The organism is Enterobacter sp. UPMP2060, assembly GCF_053709655.1.
In genome coordinates this window covers 149,645-164,506 of sequence record NZ_JBSKJQ010000001.1, presented here as the reverse complement: position 1 = coordinate 164,506, position 14,862 = coordinate 149,645, and the positions used below count along the sequence as shown (strand labels likewise).

13 protein-coding genes are annotated in these 14,862 nt (G+C 56.8%); 1 reads left to right on the top strand and 12 read right to left on the bottom strand.

Annotation, left to right across the window (positions count from 1 at the left end; all coding sequences use genetic code 11):
* Positions 1-7: 7 nt before the first annotated feature.
* The 6 genes from odhB to sdhC all read right to left on the bottom strand — a co-directional run bounded on the left by odhB (position 8) and on the right by sdhC (position 7,513).
* Entirely contained in the window at positions 8-1,228 is a 1,221-nt protein-coding gene (odhB, locus tag ACWKXN_RS00825) for a 2-oxoglutarate dehydrogenase complex dihydrolipoyllysine-residue succinyltransferase (protein WP_454543185.1), read from the bottom strand.
* 14 nt (positions 1,229-1,242) lie between these two features.
* Positions 1,243-4,050, bottom strand: coding sequence for a 2-oxoglutarate dehydrogenase E1 component (sucA, locus tag ACWKXN_RS00820; protein ID WP_454543184.1), 2,808 nt, complete (start codon positions 4,048-4,050; stop codon positions 1,243-1,245).
* Between the two features lie 219 nt (positions 4,051-4,269).
* A complete protein-coding gene (gene sdhB / locus ACWKXN_RS00815) occupies positions 4,270-4,986 on the bottom strand; it encodes a succinate dehydrogenase iron-sulfur subunit SdhB (protein ID WP_008501090.1) in 717 nt (238 codons plus the stop codon).
* A 15-nt stretch (positions 4,987-5,001) separates the two neighbouring features.
* Positions 5,002-6,768 carry a succinate dehydrogenase flavoprotein subunit gene (sdhA, locus tag ACWKXN_RS00810; RefSeq protein ID WP_023310789.1) on the bottom strand — a complete coding sequence of 589 codons (1,767 nt, stop codon included), beginning with the start codon at positions 6,766-6,768 and terminating at the stop codon, positions 5,002-5,004.
* Positions 6,768-7,115 carry a succinate dehydrogenase membrane anchor subunit gene (sdhD, locus tag ACWKXN_RS00805; RefSeq protein WP_008501088.1) on the bottom strand — a complete coding sequence of 116 codons (348 nt, stop codon included), beginning with the start codon at positions 7,113-7,115 and terminating at the stop codon, positions 6,768-6,770. Before sdhD ends, sdhA begins: the two co-directional genes overlap by 1 nt.
* Positions 7,109-7,513 carry a succinate dehydrogenase cytochrome b556 subunit gene (gene sdhC, locus ACWKXN_RS00800; protein WP_020684965.1) on the bottom strand — a complete coding sequence of 135 codons (405 nt, stop codon included), beginning with the start codon at positions 7,511-7,513 and terminating at the stop codon, positions 7,109-7,111. The genes sdhD and sdhC overlap by 7 nt, the downstream gene beginning before the upstream one ends.
* A gap of 639 nt (positions 7,514-8,152) precedes the next feature.
* Here sdhC and ACWKXN_RS00795 point away from each other — a divergent pair.
* The gene (locus tag ACWKXN_RS00795; protein WP_023334930.1) at positions 8,153-9,436 is read left to right on the top strand and encodes a citrate synthase; all 1,284 of its coding nucleotides are present in this window, start codon (positions 8,153-8,155) and stop codon (positions 9,434-9,436) included.
* A gap of 99 nt (positions 9,437-9,535) precedes the next feature.
* Here the strand turns inward: ACWKXN_RS00795 and nei are convergent, their stop codons facing one another.
* The 6 genes from nei to phrB are packed head-to-tail and all read right to left on the bottom strand — an operon-like array spanning position 9,536 to position 14,837.
* Positions 9,536-10,327, bottom strand: a complete 792-nt coding sequence (nei, locus tag ACWKXN_RS00790) for an endonuclease VIII (protein ID WP_454543183.1) — start codon at positions 10,325-10,327, stop codon at positions 9,536-9,538.
* 19 nt (positions 10,328-10,346) lie between these two features.
* Complete coding sequence (gene pxpA / locus ACWKXN_RS00785; RefSeq protein ID WP_454543182.1) at positions 10,347-11,087, bottom strand: 5-oxoprolinase subunit PxpA; 741 nt, start codon at positions 11,085-11,087, stop codon at positions 10,347-10,349.
* Positions 11,074-12,006 (bottom strand): 5-oxoprolinase subunit PxpC, encoded by a 933-nt coding sequence (gene pxpC / locus ACWKXN_RS00780; protein ID WP_033144949.1) that lies wholly within the window; start codon positions 12,004-12,006, stop codon positions 11,074-11,076. Before pxpC ends, pxpA begins: the two co-directional genes overlap by 14 nt.
* On the bottom strand, positions 12,000-12,656 hold the full coding sequence (pxpB, locus tag ACWKXN_RS00775) for a 5-oxoprolinase subunit PxpB (RefSeq protein ID WP_045887708.1): 657 nt from the start codon (positions 12,654-12,656) through the stop codon (positions 12,000-12,002). The genes pxpC and pxpB overlap by 7 nt, the downstream gene beginning before the upstream one ends.
* A gap of 14 nt (positions 12,657-12,670) precedes the next feature.
* Positions 12,671-13,414 carry a type 2 GTP cyclohydrolase I gene (locus ACWKXN_RS00770; RefSeq protein WP_023310783.1) on the bottom strand — a complete coding sequence of 248 codons (744 nt, stop codon included), beginning with the start codon at positions 13,412-13,414 and terminating at the stop codon, positions 12,671-12,673.
* A 10-nt stretch (positions 13,415-13,424) separates the two neighbouring features.
* Positions 13,425-14,837: a deoxyribodipyrimidine photo-lyase gene (phrB, locus tag ACWKXN_RS00765; RefSeq protein ID WP_454543181.1), complete on the bottom strand. Its 1,413-nt coding sequence runs from the start codon at positions 14,835-14,837 to the stop codon at positions 13,425-13,427.
* Positions 14,838-14,862: the final 25 nt, after the last annotated feature.

Here is a 14,862-nt window from a genome sequence, read left to right as displayed (position 1 = left end):
TGCAAAACTATACGTCCAGCAGCAGACGGGTTGGATCTTCCAGCAGCTCTTTAATCGCGACCAGGAAGCCCACGGACTCGCGGCCGTCGATCAGGCGGTGATCGTAAGAGAGCGCCAGGTACATCATCGGCAGGATCTCAACTTTACCGTCTACCGCCATCGGGCGATCTTTAATGGCATGCATACCCAGGATCGCGCTCTGCGGCGGGTTAATGATCGGGGTAGACATCAGCGAGCCGAATACGCCGCCGTTGGTAATGGTGAAGTTACCGCCGGTCAGGTCGTCTACGGTCAGCTTGCCGTCGCGGCCTTTTACAGCCAGCTCTTTAATGTTTTTCTCGATGTCAGCCATACCCAGGGTATCTACATCACGCAGAACCGGGGTGACCAGGCCGCGTGGAGTAGAAACCGCCATGCTGACTTCGAAATAGTTGTGGTAAACCACGTCATCGCCATCGATAGACGCGTTCACTTCCGGGTAGCGTTTCAGCGCTTCAACTACCGCCTTAACGTAGAAGGACATAAAGCCCAGACGGATACCGTGACGTTTTTCAAACGCGTCACCGTACTGCTTGCGCAGGTCCATGATTGGCTTCATGTTCACTTCGTTGAAGGTGGTCAGCATCGCGGTGGAGTTTTTCGCTTCCAGCAGACGCTCGGCCACGCGCTTGCGCAGGCGAGTCATTGGCACGCGTTTTTCGCTGCGGGCACCCAGAGCAGGCTGTGCTGCTGGTGCTGCCGCAGGGGCTTTCGCTTCTGCCTGAGCTGGCGCTTTCGCAAGGTGTTTGTCGATGTCTTCGCGGGTCAGACGACCGCCCACACCGGTGCCTTTGATGGCTGCCGGGTCAAGGCTGTGTTCAGCCAGCAGGCGACGGATCGCCGGGCTGAGGGCGTCGTTAGACTGTTCTTCCAGAGAAGCCTGCTGGCGCTGAGCCGGCGTAGAGGCTTTCTCTTCAGATTTCGCGCTGGACTCTTTGCCCGCGCTGTTGCCTTCACGCAGGCGACCCAGGATCTGACGAGAGGTTACGGTGGTACCTTCATCTTCCAGCACCGCGTCCAGAACGCCATCCGCCGAAGCCGGTACTTCCAGTACCACTTTGTCAGTTTCGATTTCTACCAGCACTTCATCGCGCTTAACGGCATCGCCTGGTTTTTTGTGCCAGGTAGCGACGGTCGCATCTGCTACGGATTCAGGCAGGTCGGGAACAAGAATATCTACGCTACTCATTTTGTATCCTTTAATTAATCGACGTTCAGCGCGTCATTGACCAGATCTTGTTGCTGCTTCTGGTGAACGGACATATACCCTACCGCCGGAGAGGCGGAGGCCGGGCGACCTGCATAACGCAGGGCTGACCCAAATGGAATCACTTCACGGAAATGATGCTGGCTGCAGTACCATGCGCCCTGGTTGAGCGGCTCTTCCTGGCACCAGACAAAATCATGTACGTGAGCATATTGTTTCAGCACTTCCTGCATCGCCTGATGCGGGAACGGATAAAGCTGTTCGATACGCACGATGGCGACATCTTTCTGATCGTTCTTGCGGCGCTGTTCCAGCAGGTCGTAATAAACCTTACCAGAACACATCACCACGCGCTTCACGCCCTGCGGATCCAGCTCGTCAATTTCACCGATGGCTGGCAGGAAGGTTCCGTTCGCCAGTTCTTCCAGGCTCGACACCGCCAGCGGGTGACGCAGCAGGGATTTCGGCGACATCACCACCAGCGGACGGCGCATACCGCGCAGCGCCTGACGACGCAGCATGTGGTATACCTGAGCCGGGGTGGACGGCACGCAGACCTGCATATTCTGCTCGGCGCAGAGCTGCAGATAACGTTCCAGACGCGCGGAGGAGTGCTCCGGACCCTGACCTTCATAACCGTGCGGCAGCAGCATTACCAGGCCACACATACGGCCCCACTTCTGCTCGCCGGAGGAGATGAACTGGTCGATAACCACCTGCGCACCGTTGGCGAAGTCACCGAACTGCGCTTCCCAGATGGTCAGGGTGCGTGGTTCAGCGGTGGCATAACCGTATTCGAAGGCCAGAACCGCTTCTTCAGACAGCACGGAGTCCCAGACCTTGAACTGGCCCTGACCGTTGTGCACGTGCTGCAGCGGGGTGTAGGTTGAACCGTTGGACTGGTTGTGAACAACCGCGTGACGGTGGAAGAAGGTCCCACGGCCCGCATCTTCACCGGACAGACGAACAGGAATGCCTTCGTCAACCAGCGTTGCGTAAGCCAGCGTTTCCGCGCCGCCCCAGTCGAACAGCTTCTCGCCTGCCGCCATGGACTGACGGTCAGCGTAAATTTTCGCCACGCGAGACTGCATCTCGATAGCGGCCGGTACGGTGCTGATGCGTTTAGCCAGCTCCTGCAGGCGCTTCATCTCAACCTTGTTCGGGTAGCTCTCATCCCACTCGTGGTTGAGGTACGGCGACCAGGTAAAGGAGTGCATGTTCATCGGGCGCAGTTCTTTCACCACGCATTCACCCGCATCCAGCGCGTCGCGGTAAAGGTTGACCATTTCGGTCGCATCTTCCAGCGTCGTCACTTTGTCGCTCTCCAGCTTGTCAGCATAGATTTTGCGCGGGGTCGGGTGTTTTTTGATTTTCTGATACATCAACGGCTGGGTTGCACTTGGCTCGTCCGCTTCGTTGTGGCCGTGACGGCGGTAGCAGAAGAGGTCAATGAACACATCGCGTTTAAAGGTATTACGGAAGTCCAGCGCCAGACGGGTAACGAAAGCAACGGCTTCCGGGTCATCCGCGTTAACGTGGAAGATTGGCGCCTGCACCATCTTACCGATGTCGGTGCAGTACGGGGTAGAACGCGCGTCCAGCGGGTTAGAGGTGGTGAAGCCCACCTGGTTGTTGATCACGATGCGAACGGTACCGCCCACTTCATAACCACGCGCTTTCGACATGTTCAGGGTTTCCTGAACCACGCCCTGCCCTGTTACCGCCGCATCGCCGTGGATGGTAATTGGCAGAACTTTATTGCTGCTCGGCTCGTCCAGACGATCCAGACGCGCACGCACGGAACCGATAACCACCGGGCTAACGATTTCCAGGTGTGACGGGTTAAACGCCAACGCCAGGTGAACCAGACCGCCTTCGGTTTCGATATCCGACGAGAAGCCCATGTGGTACTTCACGTCGCCGGTGCCAAGGTGTTCTTTATGTTTGCCCGCGAATTCGTCGAACAGGTCCTGCGGTTTTTTACCCAGCACGTTGACCAGCACGTTCAGACGACCACGGTGCGCCATGCCCAGTACCACTTCACGGGTGCCGCTCTTGCCTGCGTGACGAATCAGCTCTTTCAGCATCGGCACCAGCGCGTCGCCGCCTTCCAGCGAGAAGCGTTTTGCGCCCGGGAATTTCGCGCCCAGATAGCGCTCAAGCCCTTCCGCTGCGGTCAGTTCGTTCAGGAAGCGTTTTTTCTCGTCAGCCGAGAAGGTCGCGTGGCCCGCTACGGATTCGATGCGCTGCTGGATCCAGCGTTTCTCTTCGGTAGAGGTAATGTGCATGTATTCCGCGCCGATGGAGCCGCAGTAGGTTTGCTTGAGCGCGTCAATCAGATCGCCCAGCTTCATCGTGTCTTTGCCGATGGCAAAGGAACCTACGTTAAAGCTTTCCTGGAAATCGGCCTCGGTCAGATCGTGATACGCCGGATCGAGATCGGCCACACGGTCTTGCTGCCACAGTCCCAGCGGATCGAGATTCGCATGCTGGTGACCGCGGAAGCGATAAGCGTTGATAAGCTGCAGGACTTTAACCTGCTTCGCATTAGTGTCAGGGTCGGAAATCGCAGAAGAGTAACGTGAGGCATCCTTCGCCAGACGACGGAAATAATCACGTGTTTTGGAATGGAATTGATCCGGTTTGACCCCTGTGCCAGGCAACTGCTGGAACATGGAACGCCAGTTTGCGTCCACTGAGTCAGGATCGGTTAAGAAGTCTTCATAGAGCTGTTCAATCCAGCTCTGGTTCGCACCAGAAAGGAAAGAAGAGTCCAGCCAGGCTTTCATTGCGCCGTTCTGCATCGTGATCCCTTAAGCATTTTTATGCTTACTTTCGCCGTAGAAACTACCACGCACACCACGTGTACGTGCCGGGGTTCACCTGCGAGCTCTTTGTGGCCCGCGAAGGAACCTTTAGAAACTGTCTAGACTTCAGGGCAGTTTTTAAAGGTTTCTGCAAACTGTCCCCTCTCCCTTGGGGAGAGGGTTAGGGTGAGGGGAACAGCGCTCCCCTCTCACTACTTACGCACTGCGCTGCAGCAGCATCGACTTAATATGGCCGATGGCGCGCGTCGGGTTCAGCCCCTTCGGACACACACTGACGCAGTTCATGATGCTATGGCAGCGGAATACGCTGAAAGCATCACTCAGTCCTTCCAGACGGCTGTCAGTTTCAGTGTCGCGGCTATCGATCAGGAAGCGATAGGCAGCCAGCAGACCGGCCGGGCCGATAAACTTGTCCGGGTTCCACCAGAACGATGGGCAGGACGTTGAACAGCATGCGCAGAGAATACACTCGTACAACCCATCGAGTTTTTCACGCTGCTCAGGAGACTGTAAGTGCTCGCGAGCGGGTGGATTTTGCCCATTATTCAATAAGTAAGGCTTAATCTTCTCATATTGTGCATAGAATTGCCCCATGTCTACCACCAAATCACGCACGACCGGCAGGCCTGGCAGAGGACGGATAACAATTTTCTGACCAGGACGCTGCAGCGCTGAAATTGGCGTGATGCAGGCCAGGCCATTTTTGCCGTTCATGTTCACACCGTCAGAGCCACAAACCCCTTCACGGCAGGAGCGGCGGAACGACAGCGTAGGATCTTTTTCTTTCAGCTGGATTAAGGCATCCAGCAGCATCATGTCGCGACCTTCTTCCGCTTCCAGGGTGTAGTCCTGCATACGCGGAGCGTCATCAACATCCGGGTTATAACGATAAACTGAGAATTCGAGTTTCATTATCCTGTCTCCGCATTAGTAAGTACGAATCTTCGGCGGGAACGCCGGACGCAGTTTCGGTTCCATGTTGACGCTACGACGCGTCATGGATTCCGACTCTGGCAGATACAGGGAATGGCACAGCCAGTTTTCGTCATCACGATCCGGGAAATCGAAGCGGCTATGCGCGCCACGGCTTTCGGTACGGAAGTTTGCCGACATCGCCGTCGCGAACGCGGTTTCCATCAGGTTATCCAGCTCCAGGCACTCAACGCGCTGGGTGTTGAATTCGCTGGAGGTGTCGTCCAGACGGGCATTTTTCAGACGCTCGCGGATAGCTTTCAGCTGCTCAAGACCTTTGGCCATCGCGTCGCCTTCGCGGAATACCGAGAAGTTGTGCTGCATGCATTCCTGCAGCGCTTTACGGATTTCCACCGGATCTTCGCCGTTACGGTTACCGTTCCAGCGGTTGAGGCGCTCAAGAGAAGCATCAATTTCGTCGTCGGTTGCGTCACGCAGCGCGCCCTGCTCGGCAATGGATTCCTGCAGATGCAGACCGACTGCACGACCAAACACCACCAGGTCCAGCAGGGAGTTGCCGCCCAGACGGTTTGCACCGTGTACGGATACGCAGGCAATTTCGCCTACCGCGAACAGGCCAGGAATGACCACGTCTTCGCCCTGCTCGTTTACGGTCAGCGCCTGACCAGTCACTTTGGTCGGAATACCGCCCATCATGTAGTGGCAGGTTGGGATAACCGGAATCGGCTCTTTCACCGGGTCGACGTGTGCGAAGGTGCGGGACAGCTCCAGGATGCCCGGCAGACGGGACTCCAGAACTTCTTTACCCAGGTGGTCGAGCTTCAGCTTCGCGTGTGGACCCCATGGGCCGTCACAGCCGCGGCCTTCACGGATTTCGATCATGATGGAACGCGCCACCACGTCACGACCCGCCAGGTCTTTCGCATTCGGGGCATAACGCTCCATGAAGCGCTCGCCGTGCTTGTTCAGCAGGTAACCACCTTCACCGCGGCAGCCTTCTGTTACCAGCACGCCCGCACCGGCGATACCGGTTGGGTGGAACTGCCACATCTCCATATCCTGCACCGGCACGCCCGCGCGGATAGCCATACCGACACCGTCACCGGTGTTGATGTGGGCGTTGGTGGTGGACTGATAGATACGGCCTGCGCCGCCGGTAGCCAGCACGGTAGCGCGGGCTTTGAAGTAAACCACTTCACCGGTTTCGATGCACAGCGCGGTACAGCCGACGATTGCGCCATCGGCGTTTTTCACCAGATCCAGCGCGTACCACTCGGAGAAGATGGTGGTGTGGTTTTTCAGGTTCTGCTGATACAGGGTGTGCAGCAGTGCGTGACCGGTACGGTCAGCCGCCGCCGCGGTACGTGCCGCCTGCTCGCCGCCGAAGTTTTTCGACTGGCCGCCAAACGGACGCTGATAGATGGTGCCATTTTCCAGACGGGAGAACGGCAGACCCATGTGGTCCAGCTCCAGAATCGCTTCCGGGCCGGTTTTACACATATATTCGATGGCATCCTGGTCGCCGATGTAGTCGGAACCTTTTACCGTGTCGTACATGTGCCATTCCCAGTTATCTTCATGGGAGTTGCCCAGCGCAACGGTGATACCGCCCTGCGCAGACACAGTGTGGGAACGGGTCGGGAAAACTTTAGAGAGCAGCGCACAGGTCTGGCCGCTCTGGGAAATTTGCAGTGCGGCACGCATACCTGCGCCACCGGCACCAATTACAACAGCATCAAATTCTCTGACTGGCAGTTTCATTACACACCCCACACCACAACGAATCCATAAATAACGTAAACCACCAGTGCAACAACAATGGCCAGCTGCAGTGGGAGGCGAATCGCCAGCGGTTTAACGTAATCGGTCAACACCTGCCACATGCCAATCCACGCATGAATAAGGATGGAGAACAGAGCCAGCAGGGTGAACACTTTGGTGAAGGCGGATCCGAAGAACCCACTCCAGATTTCCCACGTCAGCGTGCCGCTGGTCGCGAAGAAACCGATCATATAGATGATGTAAAGAGTGAGAACGATGGCGGTAGCACGGACCAGAATGAAGTCATGTACGCCGTTGCGTCCTAATGCGGAGGCGTTGCTTACCATACGAGAACTCCTGCGAGAAGTGAAAGCACGACAGTAATCACAAATGAAATGTTAGCGGAGCGTTTCCCGGCTTCGAAAGTCTCTTCCAGGTAGCCAAAGTCCATCAGCATATGGCGAACACCCACGACGACGTGGTACGCCAGCGCGGTCAGAATGCCCCACATGATGAATTTCACGAAGAAGCTGTTCATGATGGCGGAGGCCTGGAGGAATCCTTCAGGGGAAGAGAGGCTGGTGCCCAGTAACCACAGCAAAATACCGACCGCCACAAACGTAATCACACCAGAAACACGGTGCAGAATGGACGCTATTGCTGTTACAGGGAACCGGATCGTTTTGAGATCCAGATTGACAGGTCTTTGTTTTTTCACATTTCTTATCATGAATAACGCCCACATGCTGTTCTTATTGTTTCCTTCCTCCGGACTGCGATGCGGGTCAAGCAGCGTTCCTTTTCTATAACTGCGCGTCATGCAAAACACTGCTTCCAGATGCTTAAACGACACGTTACAACGCTGGGTGGCTCGGGATTGCAGGGTGTTCCGGAGACCTGGCGGCAGTATAGGCCGTTCACAAAATCATTACAATTAACCTACATACAGTTTGTCGGGTTTTCTCTGGAACAGTGATCAGGGTCACGATAACAACATCTTTTTAATTTTTAATCATCTGATTTGACAAATGTTAAACAATATTGTTACAAACGTCATCAGAAAAGGCATATAATGCGCAAAAGTTATGAGGTCTCTCTTTCACCTGACAAATAGTTATGTAACAGTGTGATGGTATTGACCGAAGTTATCAGGACAGTTATTAGTGATATACAGGTTTGAATAATTCGGACTGCAAAAACGCTGATTTGCTGTTGTTTCACTGATATTTCATTCGTTTACCTGCAAGGCGCCATAGCTCTGTACCCTGGTTTGTCCTCGTGAGCTGAGCGGTAAGCCAAATAACAATCTGGTAACGGTGATTAACAGCTGAAAGCAAATCCGGTAAAGCGCAGTCTTAAGCATAAGGCGCTAAGGAGACCGTAAATGGCTGATACAAAGGCAACGCTCACCCTAAATGGTGACACTGCTATTGAACTGGATGTGCTAAAAGGCACGCTCGGTCAGGATGTTATTGATATCCGTACGCTGGGCTCTAAAGGTGTATTCACCTTTGACCCTGGATTTACCTCTACCGCATCTTGCGAATCCAAAATCACCTACATTGACGGTGACGAAGGTATCCTGCTCCATCGCGGCTTCCCCATCGATCAGTTAGCCACCGAATCCAACTATCTGGAAGTGTGCTACATCCTGCTGAACGGCGAAAAACCGACGCAGGCACAGTACGATGAATTCAAAACCACCGTGACCCGTCACACCATGATCCATGAGCAGATTACCCGTCTGTTCCATGCGTTCCGTCGTGACTCTCACCCGATGGCGGTGATGTGCGGTATCACTGGTGCGCTGGCGGCGTTCTACCACGACTCCCTTGACGTGAATAACCCGCGTCACCGCGATATCGCGGCGTTCCGCCTGCTGTCCAAAATGCCTACCATGGCGGCGATGTGTTACAAATACTCCATCGGCCAGCCGTTTGTGTATCCGCGCAACGACCTCTCCTACGCGGGTAACTTCCTGCGCATGATGTTCTCCACGCCGTGCGAAGAGTACGAAGTGAACCCGGTGCTGGAACGCGCGATGGACCGTATTCTGATCCTGCACGCTGACCACGAACAAAACGCCTCTACCTCTACCGTCCGTACCGCGGGCTCTTCAGGCGCGAACCCGTTCGCCTGTATCGCTGCGGGCATCGCCTCCCTGTGGGGACCGGCGCACGGTGGCGCGAACGAAGCGGCACTGAAGATGCTGGAAGAGATCAGCACCGTTGAACACATTCCTGAGTTCGTGCGTCGTGCGAAAGACAAGAATGACTCCTTCCGCCTGATGGGCTTCGGTCACCGTGTTTACAAAAACTACGACCCGCGCGCTACCGTTATGCGTGAGACCTGCCACGAAGTGCTGAAAGAGCTGGGTACCAAAGATGACCTGCTGGAAGTGGCGATGGAGCTGGAACACATCGCGCTGAACGACCCGTACTTCATCGAGAAGAAACTCTACCCGAACGTCGATTTCTACTCTGGCATTATTCTGAAAGCGATGGGCATTCCGTCTTCCATGTTCACCGTGATCTTCGCCATGGCCCGTACCGTAGGCTGGATTGCGCACTGGAACGAAATGCACAGCGAAGGCATGAAAATCGCCCGTCCTCGTCAGCTGTACACCGGCTACGAGCAGCGTGATTTTAAGTCTGATATTAAGCGCTAACAGGAGTTGGGTGCGGCCTGATGCCCTCACTCCGGCCCTCTCCCACAGGGAGAGGGTGAACACCTTAAAAACGGTAACCCCTGAGTTACCGTTTTACTTTTATTTCTGGCAGTGCGGGCACCAGTAAAAGGGTCTCGAAGAAAGCATAATCCTGTCAATAATCCCGCCGCATCGCTCGCACTTTTTCCCCGCCCGATGAAACACCTTGAACCGGAACAGCGCCCCGTGATGCGTGTTCTCATCCGCCACGCCGCGCGTGTTGTACGACAGCCGCGGAATATCCAGCAGCGCGTGGGATAACGCCTCCAGCTGTTCATCGCTCAGCTGAGACGCTTTATGCTGCGGCGCCAGCCCGACTTCCCAGAGGATCTCTACCCGCAGGTAGTTACCCAGCCCGGCCAGAAAGGCCTGGTCGAAGAACAGACCGGAAAACTGTCGGTTACGGAATTTAGGTGATAACAGCCGGGCCTTCACGTCGCTTGCCGTCAGGCGCATGTCCAGCACGTCCGGCCCGACCCGCTGCAGAAACGGGTGCGTCAGCAGCTGCTCCGGCGTTAACATTTCGATCTCCGACGCGCTATAGAGCAGGATCGCCTTATCCGCCGTTTGCAGCCTGACGCGCAGCACGCGGGTGGTTTGCGGCTGCTCGTCCGCCTCCACCACGCGCCAGACGCCGTAAAGCTGGTTATGGCTATATAACGTCAGGTTATGGGAAAAGTGCGTGAGCAAGGCCTTGCCGCGCGTTTCAATATGGGTCACCGTCTGGCCCACCAGCTGTGATTCAAACGGTTTCAGTTGAGGAAAAGCAAACCAGACATCCGTCAGGGGTTTGCCCTTTATCGCCGCCTCCAGGCTATCCGCCGCGCGGCGGATCTCCGGACCTTCAGGCATTTTTGTGTCCTTATCGTCATTATTCGGCGCTGACGAGGATACCCTCTTCAGAAAACGCTGCCCGCAAGCGGCGTGCGAACTGGAGCGCATGCTCGCCGTCGCCGTGTAAACATACCGTATCGGCCTGAACATTTGCCGGTGTTCCATCCACGGCGATCACCCGCCCGGCGCGCACCATCTCCAGCGTCTGCGCCAGCGCTTTGCCTTCATCGGTAATCAGCGCCCCGGCCTGCGTCCGCGGCACCAGGCTGCCGTCCGGCTGGTATCCACGATCGGCAAACACTTCCTGACGCGTGGTCAGCCCCAGCCGTTGTCCGGCGCGAATCAGTTCGCTTCCCGCCAGACCCACAAGGATCAGCCGCGGGCTACAGTCCCGCACCGCGCGGGCAATGGCATCCGCCAGATCCGCATCTTTCGCCGCCTGGTTGTAAAGCATGCCGTGCGGCTTCACGTGGCGCATCACGCCGTTCTGGGCGCGCACCATCGCCTCCAGCGCGCCGATCTGGTAGAGCACCTGCGCATAGACCGTCGCAGGGGGCAGATCCATCGCCGTACGGCCAAAGTTTTCCCGATCGGGAAAGCTGGGGTGAGCCCCAATCGCGACGCCGTTTTTAATGGCATTACGCACGCTCTCCAGCATGGTTTGCGCATCGCCCGCGTGAAAGCCGCAGGCGATATTGACCGAGGTGACCAGGGTCATCAGTTCCGCATCAGCGCTGCTTCCCTCCCCCAGATCGGCGTTCAAATCAATCTTTACCATCAAGCCTCCACGCCAGCTGTTCGAGATAACGCTGCTGATCCTGCCGCGCTTTCAGCGCCTCCTCCAGCGAACACTGCACGAAGTGAATCGGCTGGCCGAGAGGAATTTGCGCCAGATGGTAGCGATCCGCTTCAATAATGCAGGCAATGCGCGGGTAACCGCCGGTAGTTTGCGCGTCGTTCATTAACACGATGGGCTGACCGTTCCCCGGCACCTGAATAACCCCAGGCAATAAACCGTGGGAGAGCAGTTCCCGGTCCGTCGTGCGGGTCAGCGGCTGACCCTGCAGGCGGTAGCCCATGCGGTTACTCTGCGGGCTGATCTTCCACGGCGCGCGCCAGAAGGACTCTTTAGAAGCCTCGTCAAACTCATGATATTCCGGCCCCGGTAAGGCACGGATCTGGTTTCCCCACAGCAGCTGTTTTACGCCCTGCGTGGTCGAGAAATGGCGCGCGGAGGCTTTGATTGCCAGCCGATCGCCGTCGCGCAACAAACGCCCTTCGTGACCGCCGATCCCGGCTTTTTGATCGGTACTGGATGAACCCAATACCTCCGGCACGTCGATGCCGCCAGCCACCGCGAGATAGCTACGCACGCCGTGCAGCGGACGTTTGAGCGTCAGGCGCTGCCCGGCTTTCGCCCGCAGCCGCCAGCCGGTCCACACCGCTTTGCCATCCAGCGTCGCATCACACCCTGCGCCGGTTAAGGCAAACCAGGTCTCCTGACCAAACTCAATCACACACTGACCCAGCGTAATTTCTAGCGCCGCCGTGCTGCCTGGGTTGCCCACAAGCAGGTTGGCAATCTCCAGCGAAGGACGGTCAAGCGCACCGCAGTAGCTCACGCCCGACTGGCGAAGACCAAAGCGCCCGGCATCCTGTACGGAGGTGTAAAGCCCGGCGCGAATAAGCGTTAACATACCCCCTCCTTCTGCGGGATAAAGCGAAGGGTATCGCCGGGACGCAGGAGTATTGGCGTCTCCAGCCCGGGTTCAAATAACGGTGTAGCGGTATGCCCAATAAGCTGCCAGCCGCCAGGCGATGTCAGCGGATAAACGCCGGTCTGCTCGCCGCCGATAGCCACCGTTCCCGCCGGCACGCTCAGGCGCGGCTCGGCACGGCGTGGCGTATGCAGCCGGGGAGATAATCCGCCCAGATACGGGAACCCGGGCTGAAATCCCAGGAACCAGACCACGTAGTCAACCGAGCTGTGCAGCTCAACAACCTGCTTTTCGGTTAATCCGCAGTGGTCTGCCACCACGCCAAGATCCGGCCCACCCGTACCGCCATAAACGACCGGGATCTCAATGGCGCGCGATTCCGGCTCCAGCGCCTCGCTCTCTTCCCACCAGCGCTGCAAACGCTCAATGGCATCCAGCGCCAGGGTATGCGGGCTACGCAGCACCACGGTGATGTTATTCATCCCCGGAATGGCTTCAACCACCTCCGGTAGTTCGGCCAGACGCTGGGTCAGCCGCCAGATACGCTTTTGCGTGGCAAGCGTCACCGGTGGTTCAAGCTCCAGAACCACGGCGGTTTCACCCAGAAGATAACAACGCGCTCGCTGCACTTAACTACCTCTCGTCAGGCTGGGTTAGGGATATCAATAAAGGTCACATCCAGATCGGTATTTTCCGTCAGCCACTCGCTGAGGGCGCGAATGCCGCCGCGCTCGGTGGCATGATGGCCAGCCGCGTAAAAATGCAGCCCCTGTTCACGCGCCGAATGAATGGTCTGCTCGGAAACTTCGCCGGTGATAAAAGCATCGACGCCAAAACGCGCCGCGCTGTCGATAAAACCCTGACCACCGCCGGTACACCATGCGACACGCTTCACCGTATCCGGACCGGTATCACCGCTCCACAGCGGACGACGGCCCAGGCGCGCTTCAATCCACGAGGCCAGCTCCAGCCCCGGAACCGGCATCGCCAGCTCGCCCCACGGCACCAGCGGTTCAATTTCACCCATCACGGTAATCCCCAGTAGCTGCGCCAGCTGGACGTTGTTGCCGAGCTCCGGGTGCGCATCCAGCGGCAGATGATAGCCGTACAGGTTGATGTCATTAGCCAGCAGCGTTTTCAAACGATTGCGCTTCATCCCGCGAATAATCGGCGATTCGTTTTTCCAGAAGTAACCGTGATGAACAATCACCGCGTCGGCGTTCTGACGAACGGCCTCGTCCAGCAGCGCCTGGCTTGCCGTCACGCCGGTGATAATTTTTTGCACCGTCTCACGACCTTCAACCTGGAGCCCGTTCGGGCCGTAATCGCTGAAGGAGGTACTGTTCAGTTTTTCGTTAATCAGGCTTTCCAGTTCGCTGTTTTTCATCATCACTCTCTTATGCTTTGCGGGCAGCTTCGTACGCCGCCAGCGTGGCGACACGCGCCTGTTTATGGTCGACAATCTGACGAGGGTAATCCAGCTTTACACGCTGTTTATCCGCCCATGCCCACGGTTCGTGGATCGCTTTAGCAGGTATACCGTTAAGTTCAGGAACCCAGCGGCGGATAAACTCGCCGTCCGCATCAAATTTTTGCCCCTGCGTGGTCGGATTGAAAATCCGGAAATAGGGCGCGGCATCGGTGCCGGTAGAGGCTGCCCACTGCCAGCCGCCGTTATTCGCCGCGAGATCGCCATCGATCAGCTGAGAGATAAAATAGCGCTCTCCGATACGCCAGTCGATAAGCAGATCCTTCACCAGAAAGCTGGCGGTAATCATCCGCAGGCGGTTGTGCATCCACCCCGTCTCGTTAAGCTGACGCATGGCGGCATCGACTATCGGGTAACCCGTCTGCCCGCTTTGCCAGGCTTTAAGCTGCTTATCATTCGATTGCCACTTTACATTATCGGTCCAGCCAATGAAGGGCCGATGCTTACATAAACCTGGATGAAAGGTCATCAGATGACGATAAAACTCGCGCCAGATAAGTTCATTCAGCCAGACAGACCCTGCGCCCCCCTCCAGCGCCTGCGGCTGCTCCGCCAGCAGGCGATGCAAACACTGGCGCGGTGAGATCGCGCCCAGCGCCAGACAGGCCGACAGGCGGCTGGTGCCCTCGATGGCGGGAAAATCCCGACGCGCGTCGTAATATCCCGCGTCCTGCTTGCAGAACTGGCGCAGTTGGGCGATGGCCGATTTCTCATCGGCGGGGAACAGCGTTTTATCAAACGGCTGCTGAGGGTAATCAAACGTCAGCTCAGGCAGAACCTTTATGGCTTCGCCTCGTACGGCAGGCGCGGCAACGCACTCCGGCAGCGCCTCTTTCAGACGTTTGATAAAGGCATTTTTAAACGGCGTAAAAACTTTATACATCTCGTGGTTGCCGGTCACCACGCTGCCCGGCGCCAGCATCACGCTGTCATCAAACCCTTGACAGACCACCCCTTCCAGCATCTTCTCCAGCTGGCGGTCGCGCTGCTGTTCGTTGAATTCGTACTGATAGTTGTAAAAAAGATGCGTGACGTTGTGCTGCTTACATGTCTCCTGCACCGTCTGAAGCTGTGCGGCAAAATCACCCACTTCTTTATAGAGAAGCGGTATGCCTTTCCCGGCAAGCGAGTGCTGCAGATCGTTCAGATACGCCCGGAGCAAAGCCGCCTGCCGGGGGGCCATATCGTGCTGCCGCCACTGCTCGGGCGTGGCCATAAACAGGGCCAGTACGTTAGCGTCTTTGGCGCGGCAGGCTGCCGCAAGGGCGATGTTGTCATGTACGCGCAGGTCCGCGCGAAACCAAACCAGATGGGTGGGCATAAAACTCCAGGCAATTATCCATTAT

Coding starts and splice junctions, on each gene's coding strand:
- odhB (WP_454543185.1), bottom strand. CDS start 1,228: ATGAGTAGCGTAGATATTCTTGTTCCCGACCTGCCTGAATCCGTAGCA.
- sucA (WP_454543184.1), bottom strand. CDS start 4,050: ATGCAGAACGGCGCAATGAAAGCCTGGCTGGACTCTTCTTTCCTTTCT.
- sdhB (WP_008501090.1), bottom strand. CDS start 4,986: ATGAAACTCGAATTCTCAGTTTATCGTTATAACCCGGATGTTGATGAC.
- sdhA (WP_023310789.1), bottom strand. CDS start 6,768: ATGAAACTGCCAGTCAGAGAATTTGATGCTGTTGTAATTGGTGCCGGT.
- sdhD (WP_008501088.1), bottom strand. CDS start 7,115: ATGGTAAGCAACGCCTCCGCATTAGGACGCAACGGCGTACATGACTTC.
- sdhC (WP_020684965.1), bottom strand. CDS start 7,513: ATGTGGGCGTTATTCATGATAAGAAATGTGAAAAAACAAAGACCTGTC.
- ACWKXN_RS00795 (WP_023334930.1), top strand. CDS start 8,153: ATGGCTGATACAAAGGCAACGCTCACCCTAAATGGTGACACTGCTATT.
- nei (WP_454543183.1), bottom strand. CDS start 10,327: ATGCCTGAAGGTCCGGAGATCCGCCGCGCGGCGGATAGCCTGGAGGCG.
- pxpA (WP_454543182.1), bottom strand. CDS start 11,087: ATGGTAAAGATTGATTTGAACGCCGATCTGGGGGAGGGAAGCAGCGCT.
- pxpC (WP_033144949.1), bottom strand. CDS start 12,006: ATGTTAACGCTTATTCGCGCCGGGCTTTACACCTCCGTACAGGATGCC.
- ACWKXN_RS00770 (WP_023310783.1), bottom strand. CDS start 13,414: ATGAAAAACAGCGAACTGGAAAGCCTGATTAACGAAAAACTGAACAGT.
- phrB (WP_454543181.1), bottom strand. CDS start 14,837: ATGCCCACCCATCTGGTTTGGTTTCGCGCGGACCTGCGCGTACATGAC.